Origin of the sequence: Castellaniella denitrificans (assembly GCF_027214045.1) — a bacterium.
Lineage (GTDB): Bacteria > Pseudomonadota > Gammaproteobacteria > Burkholderiales > Burkholderiaceae_B > Castellaniella > Castellaniella denitrificans_A.
In genome coordinates this window covers 75,373-92,260 of the sequence record NZ_JAPWHE010000003.1, presented here as the reverse complement: position 1 = coordinate 92,260, position 16,888 = coordinate 75,373, and the positions used below count along the sequence as shown (strand labels likewise).

Here is a 16,888-nt window from a genome sequence, read left to right as displayed (position 1 = left end):
ACTGGCCAAAGCGGCTGGCAAGGGACAATCAACCCGGGCAGGCGCCGGGCGGGATCAGACCGTCGTACACCGCGATGCGGGCGATGCGCCCCATCATGAATCGCTTCATCTCGACGTGCGCCGGACTCGTCTGATAGGCGTCATGCGCGGCGGCATCAACGAACAGCGCACTGGTCGCATGCGTGAACCCCTGCGACCGGTCGGCGACATTCTCGCCATAGTGGTACACCAGGAGACCCGTGCACTCCCGCCTCACCCGCCGCGCATGCGCCTCGACCTGCCGATGGAAGCGCTCGTCGACGCCTTCCTCGAACGCCATCATCACGACATGCAGGAACGTACCCGATTCGTCCATATCCCCGAACCTCCTTCACATCCTGGCCAACAGGCCGCCGTCGATGGCAAGCAGGTGGCCGTTCACGAAACGCCCCGCCCGGGAAGCGAGGTACAGAACGGCAGGCGCGATGTCCTCCGGCTCGGCCCAGCGCTTCAGGGGCACGGAATCCTCCAGGAATGCGTTGAACTGCGCCTTTTCCTGCAGCGCCTCAGTGAAACGCGTCCTGACGAAGCCGGGCGCCAGCGCATTGCAGGTCACGCCCTTTTCACCATACTCGACGGCCACGGAGCGCGTGAGTGCGGCCAGCGCCCCCTTGGCGGAAGCGTAGGCCGAGATGCCCGGCATGCTGGCCACCGCCGCCACGGACGACATCAGGACGATGCATCCGCCTCCCCGGGCCGCCATGTGCGGCAGGACCGCCTGCACGCAATTGAAGGCGCCGTCGACGTGCACCTTGAACAGGGACCGCCAGGCTTCGGGCGCCTGATCGACCAGGGGCATGCGGTTCTGGTTCCCTGCGTTGCTGACCAGCACGTCGACCGCCCACCCCGCCGCCGCGAGGTCCGCCACGGCCTGCCGCACCGCCTCATGATCGGACACGTCGAACGGCGCGGGCCGGGCCTCCACACCCTGCCGCGCCAGTTCCCGCACGGCCGCCTCGCATCGTGGCAGGTCCAGGTCATTGATCACGACCCGCGCGCCCGCCTGCCCCAGGCTGGCGGCGATGGCATGGCCGAGGCCCGACCCCGAACCGGTGATCAGCGCAGTCCGCCCCCGCAGGCCGAAAGTTTCCTGCAAATAATCGATGTTCATCCACTTCTCCTCGAAATCCATCGGCTTCGCCGGCCTGCGCCCGCGATACCGCCACGCGTATCGGCGCGCTCACCGCAAGGTCTGCACACCCGCGCACACATTCATGCTCTGCCCCGTGATGCTGCGCCCCGCGGGCGAGGCCAGGAACAGCGCCATGCCGGCAATGTGATCCATGGGCACCATGCGGCGCAGGGCCACATGCTCCAGCATCTCGGCCCGCTGTTCGTCTTCGGAAATACCCCGGACGCGGGCCTTCGCGGCCACGACTTCGTCCACGCGCCGGCTTTCCACGATGCCGGGCAGCAGCGCGTTGACCGTGATGTCATCGCCTCCCAGCTCGATCGCCAGACTCTGCGTCATACCGACGACGGCCCATTTGGAAGCCGCGTAAGGAACGCGGAACGGATACCCCAGGCGCCCCGCCACCGAACTCGCGTTGATGATCGCGCCCCGGCCCGAGCGCCTCAGCGCCGGGATGGCCCGGCGGGTGCAAAGAAAATGCCCCCGCACATTGACGCTCAGGGTACGGTCCCAGTCGTCCACGGACAGATCCTCCAGCGCCACGGTCGGCCCCGCGATCCCCGCATTGTTGATAAGCACGTCGAGACCGCCCAGAGCCTCCAGCGCATGGTCGAACCACTGATCGACGGCGGCTGGATCGGAGACATCCGCGCGAAACGTCCCGATACCCGGCAGGCCGCGCTCCGCCTCGCGCAGCGCGGCCTCGGACAGGTCGCAGACCTGCACGCGCGCCCCTGCCCCCAGGAAGGCGCGCGCAATGGCCAGGCCAATACCCGACGCACCGGCCGAAATCATGACCCGGTACCCTTGCACTCCGTTTAACTCACGCACGATATGCCTCCTTCGTTTTCCGGCGCGGCCAGCCACGGCCCTAGCCCATGATCCACCGGTAAGGCGCCAGCACGAGCTGCGGGAACAGCACCAGCGACAACAACACGATGCACTGCGCCGCCAGGAAGGGCCAGACGCCCACGATGATCTCGATCATCCTGGCCCTGGTCACGCCCGCCACCACGTTGAGCACGGCGCCCACCGGCGGGGTGATCAGACCGATCGAGCACGCCAGCATGAATACGATGCCGAAGTAGACCGGATCGATACCCGCGGCCACTACGGCGGGCAGCAGGACGGGGATCAGGATGAGCACAATCGGAATCATGTCCATGGCCGTTCCGACCACCAGGACCAGGCCGATGACCGCCAGCATCAGCAAAGTCGGCGAGTCCTTGAGCGGCTCCACGATGGAGACCACCTGCTGGGGCAGGCCGGCGACCGTGATCATCCAGCCCGACACCAGCGCCCCCGCCACCAGGAACATCACCATGGCGCTCAACTTGGCCGACTCCAGGAAGACGGCGTAGAGATCGCGCAGCGGCAGTTCGCGGTAAACGCAGGTCGCCACCAGCAGCGCATAGACAGCGGCCACGACCCCGGCTTCCGTCGGGGTGAAGACCCCGAACCGCAGGCCCACGATGATGATCACCGGCAGCAGCAGGGCCCAGAAACTCTCGACCAGCAAGACCAGCACTTCTTTCGCAGGCACTTTGGGCAATGGCCGGATATCGTCCTTGCGAGAGACCAGGAACCAAGTGGCGCACAGGCACAGCGCCATCAGGATGCCGGGAAAGATCCCCGCCATGAACAGGCCGGTGATCGAGATGTTTCCGGTCACACCGATCAGGATCAGGCCGATCGACGGCGGAATCACCAGGGCGATGATGCCCGACGAGGCGACCAGCCCCCCGGAACGCCCCCTGGAGTTTCCCGCCTTCATCATCATCGGGACCAGCAGGGCCGACAAGGCGGCCGCATCCGCGGCGGCGGAGCCCGACAGGCTCGCCAGGATGCTGGCGGCCAGGATGGTCACATAGCCCAGGCCGCCCCGGATGTGCCCGACCAGGGCCAGGGCCAGGTTCACGATGCGCCTCGACAGCCCGCCCGCATTCATGATGGCGCCCGCCAGCATGAAGAACGGCACCGCCATCAGAGGAAAACTGTCCGCCCCGTTGAGCAGGTTCTGGGCGACGATCTGCGCATCGAAAAAATCAAGCTGGTACATCAGGGCGACGCCCGTCAGGATCAAGGCGTAGGCAACGGGCAGCCCGATCGCGAGCCCGGCGAACAACACGACAACGAACAAGGCGAGCGTCATCAATCGGCTCCCTGGGAGGTGTTTTCCGTCCCGACGCTCAGTTGGCCGGCAGGCGTCCTGACCAGGACATGCAACTGATGCAGCAGGATGCAGCCGGTCGACACCGCGAACACGATCCCGACACCGAAGAACCAGGCCTGCGAAAGCCCGGAGGCTGGCGCCGTCGCTTCATAGTTCAGGCGCGTCTGTTCAATGCTGCCCATGAGAATCAGCCAGGTGGCATAGATCATGAGAAGGCAGGCCACGATCAGGCACAGCTTGCGTGCCCTGGGTGCCAGGACACGCACCACGAGGTCGACACCGAGGTGCGAACGCTCGCGCAACACGAGGATCGCCCCCAGGAAGGTCAGCCAGACGAAGCACCAGCGCGCCAGTTCCTCCGAAACAGGCAACCCCGTATTGAAGGCATAGCGCATCACAACGTTGGCGAACACCATGACGACCATGGCGACGAGGCAAGCGACGATGATGATTTTCAGCAGCGTGTCGTAGGCCCTGATCAGTTTTGACATGGACGCTCCAATCAAAAAGGCATGCGCGGCCGACCGGACGCTCGTCGAGCCGGCCGTACATGCGGGGTTCGAGGGTCCTTATTGCCGCCCACGGACCTTCTGGATGGTCGCCAGCGTCTCGTCGACGAGTTCGGCGCCAAGTTCCGTCTTGTACTTCGCGGTCACGGAGGCCGTCGCCTCGACCATGCGGGCTTTTTCCGCCGGATCGATCGCGTTGAACTCCATGCCGGCGCCGACCAGTTCCTGGACGACATCCTTTTCCATCTTGCGGCTGACTTCCCGGAAATACGTGACCGATTCCGCGCAGGAATCGCGCAGCACGGTACGCTCTTGCGCGCTCAGGCGATCCCAGAACCGCTTGCTCGCCATCACGACGGCGGGAAGGAAGACGTGCTTGGTTTCCGTCAGGTATTTCTGGATTTCCTGGTAGCCGCTGCTCTTGGTGACGAGAAAGGAGCTTTCCTGCCCGTCGATGGCCTTGCTTTCAAGCGCCGTATAGGTCTCCGGGTAGGGCAGCGGCAGCGGGTTGGCACCCAAGGCCTTGAACGTGTCGATGTAGATGCGGTTCTGCAAGACCCGCAGCTTCAGGCCGTTGAGGTCCTCGAGCTTGCGGATCGGATGCTTGCTGTTGGTGACCTGGCGGAAGCCGTAGTCCCAATAGCACAGGCCCACGAGGTTCTTGGCGGAGAACTTCTCCAGCAGGCGCTGGCCGACGGGCCCGTCGATGACCGCGTCGGCTTCCTCGACGCTGTGAAACAGGAACGGCAGGTCGAAGATCCCCAGTTCCTTGACGTTGCTGGCGGCGCCGGCCGTGGACACCACCGACAGCTCGACAATGCCGCCTTGCGCGGAGGACATGGACTGGAGTTCGTTACCCAACTGGGCGTCGGGATAGCCGGTGATCTTGAACTTTCCGCCGCTCTTCTCTTGAGCGACATCGACGAATTTCTGGACAGCCAGGCCCACGGGATTGCTGGCGCTGACCGCGTAGCTGAATTTCATGTTGCGGTCCTGGATGTCGGCCGACGCCTGACCGGCCACGCAAGCCAGCAACGCCGCGGTCAGGCAGGCCGTGGTCGATGATTTCACTTTGAACGACATGGATTCGTCTCCTATGCTTTGATTTTTAAAGTCCGCCACCCCGCGTGGCCGGATCACCTCAGTTCCTGCCCGGCCAACGCGCCTTCGAGAAATTTGTTCGGTTTCAGAAAGAACGACAGCACGAGCGCCCCGTGGGGAGAACGGGCGATGTGCCGATTGCCTTTCGGACGCCAGACGTAATCGCCTTCCCGGACTTCGCCCTCATCGTCGACGATGCTGCCGCTGAGCACATAGGTCTGCTCGATCTCCACATGCTCGTGCAGCGGCAAGGCAGTACCGGGTTGCCAGCGGAACAGCGCGGTCATCAGGCCGGTTTCCGGGATGTCCAGCAGGATCTTCATGTCGATGCCGGGCGTGGGCGTCGGCTTCCAGGGCAGCGTGCCCACGTCGACATAGCGGGAGGCCAGTTCGCCGCTCGCGAACGGCGCCAGATGTTCAGGCAGAGTCATGTGTTTCCCCTGTGTGCGGATGGCGGCACGATTGCCGGCGCATCACTCCGATACGATATTGGTCAGCGTGCCGATATGCTGCACGGTGGCCGAGACGACATCCCCCGCCCGCAGGCAGGCGGGAGGCGTCATCGCGAAGCCCACGCCCTTGGGCGTGCCGGTGGCGATGACATCGCCCGGTTCCAGCGTCATCCCCGCCGAAAGCTGCTCGATGATCGTCCGCACGTCGAAGATCATCGACGATGTGTTGTCCGACTGCCGCAACGCTCCGTTCACGGTCAGCGAAATATCGAGATCGTTCGCATCGGCGATGGCGGAGCGATGGACGACCACCGGCCCCATGGGACAGGTGGCGTCCAGCCCCTTGCCCTTGAACCACTGCCCATGGCGCTGCTGCAAGTCGCGGGCGGTGATGTCGTTGACGATCGTGTAACCGAACACATGGTCCAGCGCATCGGCGCGGGCGATGTCCCGTCCACGGCGACCGATGACGATGGCGAGCTCGACCTCGTAATCCAGGCTGTCCGTCAGGCTGGCGTACCTCGGCACCCGCTCGCCGTGTCCGATGATTGCCGTGGGCGGTTTGGTGAAGAACTCGATGGCGGTCGGAAACTGATCCGCAGGCCGGCCACGCGCCAGATTGCCCTCGATGATGTGATCCCGGTAGTTCCGGCCCACGCAAAAGAGGTTCTTTCTCATGCGCAGGGGTGCCGTCACGCGCAGTTCGGCGAGATCCCGCCCCGCCGCGGCCGACGCATCCGCCCCCTCCAGGCAGGCCTCGATGGCATCCAGGGCCGCCCCGCCCAATTCGATCAGTTCGCCCACATCGGCCGGCACGGACGGCAGGCCGTGGCCGGCACGCGCGGCCAGCAACGCGGAAAGATCCACGACCTTGCCATCGTCCTTCAACAGACCGAGCCTCGACCGTCCTTGATCAAGAAAACTCAGGAATTTCATTCTAAGATCACCTCTTGCCACACACTGATGAGACGGCTCAGGCGTCGGACGCCGAGTCCCCGCCCTGAGTGAACCGCCTGAAAGCCACGAGCAGGCTATGCACGTGATCGCGCGCCAGCCGTTCCGCCAGGGCCGCGTCTCGCCGCGCGATCGCCTCGATCATGGCGAGATGCTCGCGCAAGGAATCCTCGCCGCGATGCAGCCGTTTGATCGTCTGCCGCCGGAACGTCGTCTGGCGATGCCCGAAGGCGGCCCACACTTTTTCCAGCAGGCGATTGTTCGCCAGCGCGATGATTTCCGCGTGGAAGGTCACATTGGCCTGCGCATAGGCATCCGCATCCCGCTCTCCGGGCGCCACCGCCAGAAAAGGCTCGAACAGCGCCCGCAGGCGTTCCACATCGCGCTGCGACGCGTTCAGCGCGGCCTCGTGCGCGGCAAATCCTTCGAGCATCTCGCGCAACTGCAGCCACTCGATGTATTCCGCGTCCGTCACCGGCGAGAGCAAGGCACCGCGCCCCGGGCGCAAGCTGATCAGGCCGGTGCTCTCCAGCCGGATCAGCGCTTCGCGCACGGGTGTGCGGCTGACCCCCAGTTGACTGGCGAGGTCTTCTTCCCGGACACGAACCGGCTCTGTGATGTCCTGCATCATGTTGCCGAGCAGCGCCCTGACATCCTCGTAAACGGACTGTGCTGTCTGTTTTTTCTGTGTACTGTCCATGGATTTTTTATACAAACCAAATTTTTGTATACAAATTATAGTTTCGTATGGAAAATGCACTACTAGGGAAAACACGGACTCGCGGCCGCGATCCCCCAAAACGTACAGACCCCGCCTCTCGGGCGGGGTCTGTGGCACATCATCATGCGGCGGGCTGGAAACAGATTCAGCGGGCCGGAGGCGCCAGGTCCCTGTACACGTCCAGATGCGCCCGGACGATCCGGTCCAAGCTGAAATCGCGTTCCGCCAGCGCCCGCCCCGCGTCGCCCATGCGGGTCCGCAAGGCCTCGTCTTCGGCCAGGGCCGCGACTGCGGCGGCCAGCGCCCGCGCATCCCGGGGCGGCACCAGTACGCCGCTGACCCCGGGTTCGATCGCGTCCCGGCAGCCGGGCACATCCGTGGCCACCACCGGCCGGCCACACGCGGCCGCCTCGATCAGGGACTTGGGCAGGCCTTCGCGATAGGACGGCAGCGTCACGATGTGCGCCTGCGCGTAGAAGCCCGCAACGTCCGCGCATTCGCCCACGTACTCGATCATCCCCCCGGCCCGCCAGGCCTCGAGTTCGGAGGCGGTCACCGATGCGGGATTCTCCGGATCCAGGCTGCCGGCCAGACGCCACCGCAGCCCTTCGCCGCGCGATGCGGACAGCCTCGCAGCCTCGACGAATTCGCGCACGCCCTTGTCATGCAGCAGCCGGCTGGCCATGGCGACCGTCACCGGGCCATCCGGCCAGGGAGCCGGCGCGAAACGATCCAGGTCCACGCCCGAGCCCCGCACCATCACGACCTGCTCCGGCCGCACCGCTGCGGCTTGCACCAGCACGTCCCGGTCCGAGGCGTTCTGGAAAATCACCCGGCTGTTGGCATGCCCCAGGGCGAGGCGGTACAGAACCAGGGCCAGGCGCTTGAGCGCGGCGCGCGCGCCCGAGCCCTGGATGAAGACATAGCCCAGCCCCGAAATCGCCGCCACATAGGCGGGCACCCCCGCCAGACGGCTGGCGATACCGCCGTACAGCACGGATTTGAGGGTGACGGCATGCACCAGATCCGGTCGCACCCGGCGAAACAGGCGCCAGATGGCCCAGAGGCTGCGGGCCTCGGTCCAGGGCCGCATGCTGGTGCGCGACAGAGGCAGGACATGGTGCGTGAGGCCCAACGCCTCGAGTTGCGCGACGGCAGGGCCGCCCATGGACGCAACGTGCACCTCGTAGCCCGCGTCACGGGCGGCCAGTGCGACCGGCAGCCGGTGCGACACCAGGAACGCCGGATTGGTGATGAAGAACAGCAGCCGGGGCGCCGAGGCCGGCGCCGCCGAAATCACCGCGTCGGCCGCCCCTCGCCCCGGCCCGGCCGCAGGAAAATCGGCGGCCAGCCGGCGCCAGACGGTTTCATAGCGGTCCACCATGGTCCGCAGGCTGTAGCGGCGTTCGACGGAGGCCCGGGCAGCGTCGCGGCGCGCCGGCCATTGCGGATCGCGCACGGCTTCCACCGCCTGGTCGATGGCGCCCGCCAGGGCCGACGCGTCCCCGGGCGGCACGACCCAGCCGTGCTCGCCCACGATGTCCGCCGCGTCGCCCACGTCGGTCACCACGCAGGCCACGCCGGAGGCCATGGCCTCGGACACCACGTTGGGAAAGCCCTCGGCCTTGCTCGACAACACGTGGATGTCCAGCGCCCGCATCAGTACCGGCACGTCGTCGCGACGTCCCAGGAAAATGAGATGGTCCAGCAGGCCGTAATGACGCGCCATGGCGATCAGGTCCGCGTTGTCGCGCGACATCCCCAGCCCGATCAGCACGCAGCGCAGGTCCGGATGGGTGCGCACGGAAAGGGCCAGCGCCGCCAGAAGGTTCTCGTGGTCCTTCAAGGGATTCCAGCGCGCCACGCTGCCCAGCAGCGGCGCGCCCTCGGGCACCCCCCAGCGGGCGCGCAGTTCGGCGACGCCCGCGGCGTCCGGATGCCAGACGTCCAGGTCGTAGCCGTTGGGCACGACCAGCACCCGGTCGGCGCGGTAGCCCCAGGCCCGGTGGACTTCGGCCGCCTTGCGGGCGCAAGCGACGATGACGCCCGGGACCCAGGCCGACACGCGGGCGCAGGCCCAGGCCGCGATGCGGGAGGAACGGCTGCTTTCTCCGAGGCTGACGCCCGAATTGCGCACGCCCCAGGCCACGGCGCGGATGCCGGCCAGCCGCGCCACGAGACCGGCGATCAGGTCGGCGTGGTACATCCAGGTTTGCACCACATCGGGCCGGCGCTCGCGCAGCAGCCGGTACAAACGCCACAGGCCGTGGACGTTTCCGGTCCAGCCCTGCATGTCCAGGCAGATCACCTCGACGCCGGCCTCGCGCAGCCGGGCGCCCATGACGCCTTCGCCACGCATGGACACCACCGTATGCCGGACCGTGCCGCCGGGGGCCGTGGCCAGCCGAAACAGCACCGTTTCCGCGCCGCCGTGCAGCAGGCCCGAAATCACGTGCATGACCCTCAGGGACGGTGGTGCCGCCACGGAGACGGCCCCCTTGGTTGATCGAGCAGTGGCAGGGGCGTCCATTTCGTTTCCGTTCATGCGGTTTCCTCGGCCATCGGCATCATCCAGGCCATCAGCGCGCCGGCCGGGGCGCGTCTTCATCGTCCTCGGCGCCGACCGTCCCGTCCGCGTCCGTCCAGGCATCATCCCAGGCCCGCAGGACGGCGTCCAGCCCATAGCGGGCCCTCACCGACTCCGCCGCAGTCCGGCCCCGGGCCTCGCGCTCGGCGGGGCTGGCGCGCATCACGCGCAGCAAGGCCCGCTCCAGGGCCGCCGCGTCGCCCAGCGGCACCAGTTCGGCCAGAACGCCGCCCTGAGTCAGTTCGGACGGCCCGGAAGGACAGTCGGTCGCCACGCAGGGCAGCCCCAGGGCCATGGCCTCCAGCAGCGCGTTCGGAAAGCCTTCGACGCGGGAGTTCAGGACAAAGGCATGGGTCGTGGACAGGTCTTGCCAGGGGGTCCGGCTGAAGCCGGGCAGCCGGATGCGGGCCTCCAGCCCCAGTTCGCGGACACGCCGCAGGCAGGCTTCCCGCTGTGCGCCGTCCCCCCAGATGCACAGGTCCCAATCCGGACAGTGCGGGGCGATCGCGGCGAAGCTTTCGATCAGCCGGTCGAACTGTTTGACGGGATTGAAGCGTCCCAGGGCGGCCAGCGTGCGGCGGGGCCCCGCCGGCTCGTGCGGCCGGATACCAGGCAGCCCCTCGGGGAGCGGATTGGGGATCACCGCGATGCGGCGCACGCCCGGCGCGACCTGCCGCAGATGGTGCGCGGCGCGCCGGGTCTGCACGGCGACGCGGCGCGCCCGGGGATAAGTCCAGCGCCGCAGCCGGCGCAGGCTGGGTTCCAGGTTGACGCTGTGGGCCGGATCGGTGCGCTCGCCGACGACGATCGGCAGGCCCAGACCGCACAGGGCCAGCAGCGCCGTCACGTTGACGTTGGTCAGGAAAGACAGCACCCGGTCGGGCCGGTATTCCCGCGCCAGGCGCCGCAGGGCGGCAAGCTTGGCCAGGGGGCGCAGCCAGGCGGGACCTCGCACCCGGTCGGCCAGCCACAGCAGGCGAACGCCCGGATCCAGGGTCTGATCGCAGCGCCCGCGCCCGGAATAGCAGCACACCAGGGTGACTTCGTCGCCGCGCCGCGCCCAGGCGTTGGCCAGGGTCGCGGCCACGCGCTCGGCGCCGCCGCCGTGCATGGAACTGACGAGAAACAGGCGCCGCATCTCAGTTGATCCTCCGGCCCTGGAACACCTGCTCCCACAAGGCCATGATGCGCGCGGTGCCGAAGCGGTCGCGCGCATCGACGGCGCGGCCGCCCAGGCGCGCCCGCAGCACGGCGTCGGCCATCGGCCCGGCCAGTCCGGCCGCCAGGGCGTCCGGATCGTCGATCGGCCGGACCAGCACACCGTCCAGACCCTCGCGGATGATCTCCCGGGGACCGGTGTCGCAATCGGTGGCGACACACGGCAGACCGCAGGCCATGGCCTCGATCAGCGTGTTGGACAGGCCCTCGGCCTGGGAACTGAGCACATACAGGTCCGAAGCGCCGTACCAGGCCGCCATGTTGCCGACCCGGCCCGGCAGGCTGACGCGATCGTCCAGGCCCAGTTCGTCGCGCAAGGCTTCCAGTTCCCCGCGCTGATCGCCCTCGCCCAGGATGACCAGATCCCAATCGGGAAACGGTGCCGCCAGTTGGGCGAAGGCCCGCAGCAGACCATCGAACCCCTTGACCGGGTGCAGCCGGCCCACGGCCAGCAGCCGGCGACGGCCCGGCGGGCGCGGCGGCGGTTCCAGCACGGGCTCGCCATCGATCAAAGGCCAGCGCACCGCGTTGGGGATGACCTGGGCGCGCACGCCGGGCAAATGTTCGTCCAGCCATTGCGCCGTCCCCCGGGTCAGGGCGACGACCGCGTCGGCGCGCGGGTAGGTCCAGCGGCGCAACCGTTCCCAGAATGCCGGCAGCGGCAGGCTGGGCGGGTGGGCGTGTTCGGTGGCGATCACGCGGGCGCGCCCGCGCGCCGCCAGCACCGCCAGCACCGACCCCCGGGTCATCATGCCCAGCACCACGGACGGGCGGTGGCGCCGGACCAGCCGGCGCAGCGCCAGAACACGCAACAGATTGCCCCAGAGGGCGCCCACGGGACCCGCGCTGTCGCCCGCCAGCCCCAGGGCATGGCGGCGCACACCGTCGGGCAGCGGATAGGCGTCCTGGCGATCGTCCGTCTGGGTCACGATCATCACCCGGCACCCACGACTCTGCCAGCAGGCGGCCAGGTCCACGGCCACGCGCTCGGCCCCGCCGCCCCGCAGCGAGTGGATCACGATCATCAGGTCGATCCGGTCCGCGCTCACTCGATTCATTCCTTCAACGGGCTTGCGCGCCAGGCCAGGCCCAAGTAACAGAGGTAGGACAGCGCGTACATCAGGGCGGTCGCCAGCATGATGCCCGCCGTCCCCATGACCGGCGCCAGCACAGTGTTCATCCAGGCCTTGAGACAGAAATTCAGGACGGCGATGGCGGCCATCCAGCCGTAACGGTTCTGGCTGGCCAGCAACTGCACGAGGATCAACACGCCGAAATAGAACGGGAGCTGCAACATGCCCCAGCGCAGCACATGCGCCACGGCGGCCGTGTCCTGCGCCGTGAAGGCGCCGCGCTCGAACAGCAGCGACACCAGCCAGGGCGCCAGCCACCAGCCGATCAGCACCGCGAAAGCGCCGATGCCCAGCAAGGCGAACGACCATTTCAGCGCCATGGCGCGGGCATGCGACGCGTCCCCCCGGGCCTGGATGTCGGCCAGCACCGGCAGGGCCGCCCGGCCGACCGAGGCCGCGCCCAGCCCGATCATCAGCGACAGCAGCCGCGCCGCGTAACCCAGCGTCGCGTTGGCGTTGGCGCCCAGTTGCGCCGCCGTGTACTGGTCGATGGGGCCCACGAAGCTCATGGCCAGCTGCCCGACCAGCATGATCCCGGCGGCGGCGGCCAGGCTGGACCATTGCGGCGCACGCCGGCTCAGGCGCAGGCGCGCCGGCACCCGGTCCGCGCGCCGCGCCAGGACGTCCTGCCACACGGCCTGGATGACATAGCCCAGCAGCGTGCCCCAGAGCAGCGGCAGGATCCCGGCGCCGGCGGGCGCGGCCAGCACGCAGACCAGGATCGCCAGGGCCGGCACGCTGTCGAGCAGGGTGTTGATGTGACGCTCGTGCGCCCGCAGGCGCGCCGCGCCCAGGCCCGTCCAGAGCGTAAAGAAGGCGGCCGGCGCAAAGCCCAGGATCAGCAGCAGGCTCATGTCGCGGACCGTGGCCGACAGGCCCCGTCCCGCCACGTCCAGGACCATGGGCCAGGCCAGGCCCAGGAGGACGGCCACGGCGGCGCCCAGCGCCCAGGTCCAGGCCTGCAGTTCGCCCAGAAACCGCCCGTGCGCGGCGGGCTCGCCCCGGCGGCTGCGCACCAGGGCCGGGATCAGCACCACGGAGCAGGCGCCGACCAGCGTCACCGGCAGCCAATTGGCGATCGTCAGGGTGAATTGATAGGCGTCCACGGCGTCGCTGACGCCATAACGGTATGCCACCGCCATTTCCTTGACCGCGCCCACGGCCTTGCCCATCAGCAGGAAAAAGGCCACGCGGGCCGCCCCCAGGGCGATGCGGCGGTGATCGGCGTGCAGACCCGCCAGTCGGCGCTTCAACGGCGCGATCACGTCAGCCTCGCGAATGACGGTCCGGCTCGCACGTCCCGGTCAGCTCAGGAACTGAACGTACCAGGGCATGGCGACTTCCAGGCCCCGCAGGATGTCGAACTGCGGCTCGTACCCCAGCAGCCCGCGCGCCTTGGCGATATCGGCCTGGGAATGGCGCACGTCGCCCGCGCGGAAGTCGGCGTGACGCGGCGCGCGCGCGTAGGCCACACCGTTGCGTCCCAGGACGTCGCGCAGGTACCCGAACAACTCATTCAACGAGGTGCGGGCGTTGAAGGCGACGTTATAGACCTGGTTGACCCCTTCGGGGCCGGCCAGGGACGCCAGTATGTTGGCCTGGACGACGTTGTCGATGTAGCAGAAATCCCGGCTGGTCTCGCCGTCGCCATTGATCACGACCTCCTGGTCGCGGATCATGGACGACACCCATTTCGGGATCACGGCCGCATAGGCGCCATCCGGATCCTGGCGCTGGCCGAAGACGTTGAAATAGCGCAGGCCGACGGCCTTGAAACCATAGGCGCGGGCGAAGACGTCGGCGTACAGCTCATTGACGTACTTGGTGACCGCGTAGGGCGACAGCGGCTTGCCGATCAGATCCTCGACCTTGGGCAGGCCGGGATGGTCGCCGTAGGTGGAGCTGGAAGCCGCGTAGACGAAGGACTCGACCCGGGCGTCGCGCGCGGCCACCAGCATGTTGAGCTGGCCGCCGACATTGACCGCGTTGGTGGTGATCGGATCGTTCAGCGAGCGTGGCACCGAGCCCAACGCCGCCTGGTGCAGCACGTGATGCACGCCCTTGACCGCCTGGCCGCAGGTGTCCAGATCCCGGATGTCGCCCTCGATGAAGCGGAAACGCGCCCATTGCGCGGGGCCGACGCGGGATTCGACCTCGTCCAGATTGTGCTGGTAGCCGGTGGAAAAATTGTCCAGGCCGACGACAGTCTGGTCCAGGCCCAGCAGGGCTTCCAGCAGGTTGGAGCCGATGAAGCCGGCGCAGCCCGTCACCAGCCAGGTGCGGGGCCGCGCCCGCAGTTCGGCCCGGACGGATTCATAGCGGGAAGTCATGCCGGAGCCTCAGAGACGCAGATCGGACTCGCCGGCGGCGAGCACGTATTTCAGGTCGTACAGCACGTGTTCGGGTTTGCCCAGCGCGCGCAGCGCGGCGGCCCCCATGGCGGCGAACTGCTCGTGCGCCACCGCCAGGATGATGCCGTCATAGGCGCCCACGACCGGCTTGGCGACCGGCGTCAGGCCGTATTCGTGCTGCGCCTCGGCCGCGTCGACCCAGGGATCGTAGACGTCCACGTCGATGCTGTATTCGCCCAGTTCGCGCACGATGTCCACGACCCGGGTATTGCGCAGGTCGGGGCAGTTTTCCTTGAAGGTCAGGCCCATCACCAGCACGCGCGAGCCCTGCACCTGGATGCGGCGCTTGGTCATGGCCTTGACCAGTTGGGACACCACGTAGCCGCCCATGGAATCGTTCAGGCGGCGGCCGGCCAGGATGATTTCCGGGTGGTAGCCGATGGACTGCGCCTTGTGGGTCAGATAGTACGGATCGACGCCGATGCAGTGCCCGCCCACCAGGCCAGGCCGGAAGGGCAGGAAGTTCCACTTGGTGCCCGCGGCCTGGAGCACGTCCAGCGTGTCGATGCCGAGGCGGTTGAAGATCAGGGCCAGTTCGTTGATCAGGGCGATATTCACGTCGCGCTGGGTGTTCTCGATGACCTTGGCGGCCTCGGCGACCTTGATCGAGGGCGCTTTGTGCGTGCCTGCCGTGATGACCTGGCGGTACAGTTCGTCGACCAGGTCGGCGACCTCGGGCGTGGAGCCCGAAGTGACCTTGCGGATGGTGGAGACGCGGTGCTGCTTGTCACCCGGGTTGATGCGCTCGGGACTGTAACCCGCGTAGAAATCGACGTTGAACTTCAGGCCGGAAATGCGTTCCAGCACCGGCACGCAGACCTCTTCCGTCGCGCCGGGATAGACCGTGGATTCGTAGATGACGATGTCGCCGCGCTTGAGGATGCGGCCGATGGTCTCGCTGGCGCGCTCCAGGGGCGTCAGGTCCGGCTGCTTGTACTCGTCGATGGGCGTGGGGACGGTGACGATAAACACATTGGCGGCGGCCAGTTCGGCGGGATCGGCCGAATAGCGCAGATGCTTCGCCTGGGCGAGTTCCGGACCGTCGACTTCCAGCGTGTGGTCGCGCCCGGCGCGCAATTCATCGATGCGCCGCGTGTTGATGTCGAAGCCCAGCACATCGCGGTGCTTGCCGAATTCGACCGCCAGCGGCAGGCCCACGTATCCCAGACCGACGACGGCCAGGCGCACGTCCTGAATGTTCATTTGGTTCTCCCCGGCATCAGCGCCGATTTGAAAGGATGGAATTTTAATCTCGCCGTCCGCTGCGGCCCAAGGACGGCAGCAGCAGCCAGCGCGGCCGCCGCCAGGTGACGAGGCGGATGTACAGCCAGATGTAGGCCCCGGCGAAGACGCCCATGCTGAGACACAGCATCCAGGCGTTGTCCCACCAGAGCGTGGCGGGAACCAGCCCGATCAGGGCCAGCACCCACAGATAGGGCGAGGTCATGGCGTTGCACAGCGCCGGCAGCGCATGGCGGCGGTCGCGGCTGAAGGTGATGCGCACCAGGCGACGGAACACCAGCTGGTGCAGATGCAGCGCGTCGGGCTGGTCGACCGGCACGCCGCGCTTGAACTTGCGGCGCCAGATGGAAAACAGGGTCTCGAAGACCGGATAGAACAGCACGGCCAGCGCATAGAACGGCGACACCCCGGGATTGCGCACGACCAGTTGCACGGCCAGTTCGGCCAGCATGAAACCGACGAAATACGCCCCGCCGTCGCCCAGGAAGACCCGGCCGAAAGGAAAATTCCAGACCAGGAAACCCAGGGTGGCCGAAGCCAGGGCCGTGGCGATGAGGAAGATGGGCATGTCCTGGACCTGCCAGGCGACCAGGGCGAGCGACACCGCCATCAGGGTGGCGATCATGCCCGCCAGGCCGTTCATGCCGTCGATGATGTTCAGCGCGTGCGTGCAGCCGCCGACCGCCACCATCGTGAACAGCAGCGAAATGATCGGCCATGAGGACAGCAACGCATCGGCCCACGACAGCCCCACGCGCGAAACCCCGCCCAGCAGCCACCAGGCGATGGCGGCCGACACAAAAGCCGCCAGCAGGCGCTTGCCGGAACCGATGTCCTTGGTGATGTCCTCCAGCAAGCCGGCGACGAACACCGGCAACGCCGACACGAACAGCGCCGGCCACAGCCAGGTCAGGGTCATGTTGCTGGGGCCCAGCACCAGCAGGCCCGCCAGGCTGCCCGCCACCACCGCCAGGCCGCCCACCCGGGGCGCCGCGTGCGCATGCATGGCCTGGGGCTTGTGCATGTCTGTGTCGCCCGTCAGGCGACCGTGCCAGCGTTCCGACACGACGATCAGACCGCCGACCATGAAGGCGACGATCCCGATAATAGGCCAGCCGAGCGTCGCGGACAAATGGGAGGCGTTCAATTCGTTTTGATCCAGGGAAAACGAAATTATCGGCCAATTTTGTAACTTGTGGTGCGGCGCAGCGGATAC

The 16,888-nt window shown here is 67.4% G+C and carries 16 protein-coding genes and 1 pseudogene; all 17 read right to left on the bottom strand.

Features of this window, described 5'->3' with window-relative positions:
- Positions 1–28: 28 nt before the first annotated feature.
- The 17 genes and pseudogenes from O4H32_RS06230 to O4H32_RS06155 all read right to left on the bottom strand — a co-directional run bounded on the left by O4H32_RS06230 (position 29) and on the right by O4H32_RS06155 (position 16,759).
- A complete protein-coding gene (locus O4H32_RS06230; RefSeq protein ID WP_269357681.1) occupies positions 29–355 on the bottom strand; it encodes a Dabb family protein in 327 nt (108 codons plus the stop codon).
- A gap of 15 nt (positions 356–370) precedes the next feature.
- On the bottom strand, positions 371–1,150 hold the full coding sequence (locus O4H32_RS06225) for an SDR family NAD(P)-dependent oxidoreductase (RefSeq protein ID WP_269357680.1): 780 nt from the start codon (positions 1,148–1,150) through the stop codon (positions 371–373).
- Between the two features lie 69 nt (positions 1,151–1,219).
- A complete protein-coding gene (locus O4H32_RS06220) occupies positions 1,220–1,966 on the bottom strand; it encodes an SDR family oxidoreductase (RefSeq protein WP_269357679.1) in 747 nt (248 codons plus the stop codon).
- A 76-nt stretch (positions 1,967–2,042) separates the two neighbouring features.
- Positions 2,043–3,323: a TRAP transporter large permease gene (locus O4H32_RS06215; RefSeq protein ID WP_269357678.1), complete on the bottom strand. Its 1,281-nt coding sequence runs from the start codon at positions 3,321–3,323 to the stop codon at positions 2,043–2,045.
- Entirely contained in the window at positions 3,323–3,835 is a 513-nt protein-coding gene (locus O4H32_RS06210) for a TRAP transporter small permease (RefSeq protein ID WP_269357677.1), read from the bottom strand. Before O4H32_RS06210 ends, O4H32_RS06215 begins: the two co-directional genes overlap by 1 nt.
- Positions 3,836–3,913: 78 nt before the next feature.
- On the bottom strand, positions 3,914–4,936 hold the full coding sequence (locus O4H32_RS06205; RefSeq protein WP_269357676.1) for a TRAP transporter substrate-binding protein: 1,023 nt from the start codon (positions 4,934–4,936) through the stop codon (positions 3,914–3,916).
- A 53-nt stretch (positions 4,937–4,989) separates the two neighbouring features.
- Positions 4,990–5,385, bottom strand: coding sequence for a cupin domain-containing protein (locus O4H32_RS06200; RefSeq protein ID WP_269357675.1), 396 nt, complete (start codon positions 5,383–5,385; stop codon positions 4,990–4,992).
- 42 nt (positions 5,386–5,427) lie between these two features.
- Complete coding sequence (locus O4H32_RS06195) at positions 5,428–6,342, bottom strand: fumarylacetoacetate hydrolase family protein (protein ID WP_269357674.1); 915 nt, start codon at positions 6,340–6,342, stop codon at positions 5,428–5,430.
- A 37-nt stretch (positions 6,343–6,379) separates the two neighbouring features.
- A complete protein-coding gene (locus O4H32_RS06190; RefSeq protein ID WP_269357673.1) occupies positions 6,380–7,060 on the bottom strand; it encodes a GntR family transcriptional regulator in 681 nt (226 codons plus the stop codon).
- Positions 7,061–7,226: 166 nt separating this feature from the next.
- Positions 7,227–8,378: a glycosyltransferase family 4 protein gene (locus tag O4H32_RS14985; RefSeq protein WP_331284280.1), complete on the bottom strand. Its 1,152-nt coding sequence runs from the start codon at positions 8,376–8,378 to the stop codon at positions 7,227–7,229.
- Between the two features lie 177 nt (positions 8,379–8,555).
- Positions 8,556–9,539, bottom strand: a pseudogene (locus tag O4H32_RS14980) (glycosyltransferase); the annotation flags it as partial.
- Between the two features lie 121 nt (positions 9,540–9,660).
- A complete protein-coding gene (locus O4H32_RS06180; RefSeq protein WP_269357671.1) occupies positions 9,661–10,806 on the bottom strand; it encodes a glycosyltransferase family 4 protein in 1,146 nt (381 codons plus the stop codon).
- 1 nt (position 10,807) lies between these two features.
- Complete coding sequence (locus O4H32_RS06175; RefSeq protein ID WP_269357670.1) at positions 10,808–11,944, bottom strand: glycosyltransferase family 4 protein; 1,137 nt, start codon at positions 11,942–11,944, stop codon at positions 10,808–10,810.
- Entirely contained in the window at positions 11,941–13,281 is a 1,341-nt protein-coding gene (gene murJ / locus O4H32_RS06170) for a murein biosynthesis integral membrane protein MurJ (protein WP_269357917.1), read from the bottom strand. The genes O4H32_RS06175 and murJ overlap by 4 nt, the downstream gene beginning before the upstream one ends.
- A 42-nt stretch (positions 13,282–13,323) precedes the next feature.
- Positions 13,324–14,349 (bottom strand): NAD-dependent epimerase/dehydratase family protein, encoded by a 1,026-nt coding sequence (locus tag O4H32_RS06165; RefSeq protein WP_269357669.1) that lies wholly within the window; start codon positions 14,347–14,349, stop codon positions 13,324–13,326.
- A 9-nt stretch (positions 14,350–14,358) separates the two neighbouring features.
- Positions 14,359–15,633: a Vi polysaccharide biosynthesis UDP-N-acetylglucosamine C-6 dehydrogenase TviB gene (gene tviB, locus O4H32_RS06160; RefSeq protein WP_269357668.1), complete on the bottom strand. Its 1,275-nt coding sequence runs from the start codon at positions 15,631–15,633 to the stop codon at positions 14,359–14,361.
- Between the two features lie 43 nt (positions 15,634–15,676).
- Positions 15,677–16,759, bottom strand: a complete 1,083-nt coding sequence (locus tag O4H32_RS06155) for an MraY family glycosyltransferase (protein ID WP_269357916.1) — start codon at positions 16,757–16,759, stop codon at positions 15,677–15,679.
- Between the last annotated feature and the right edge of the window lie 129 nt (positions 16,760–16,888).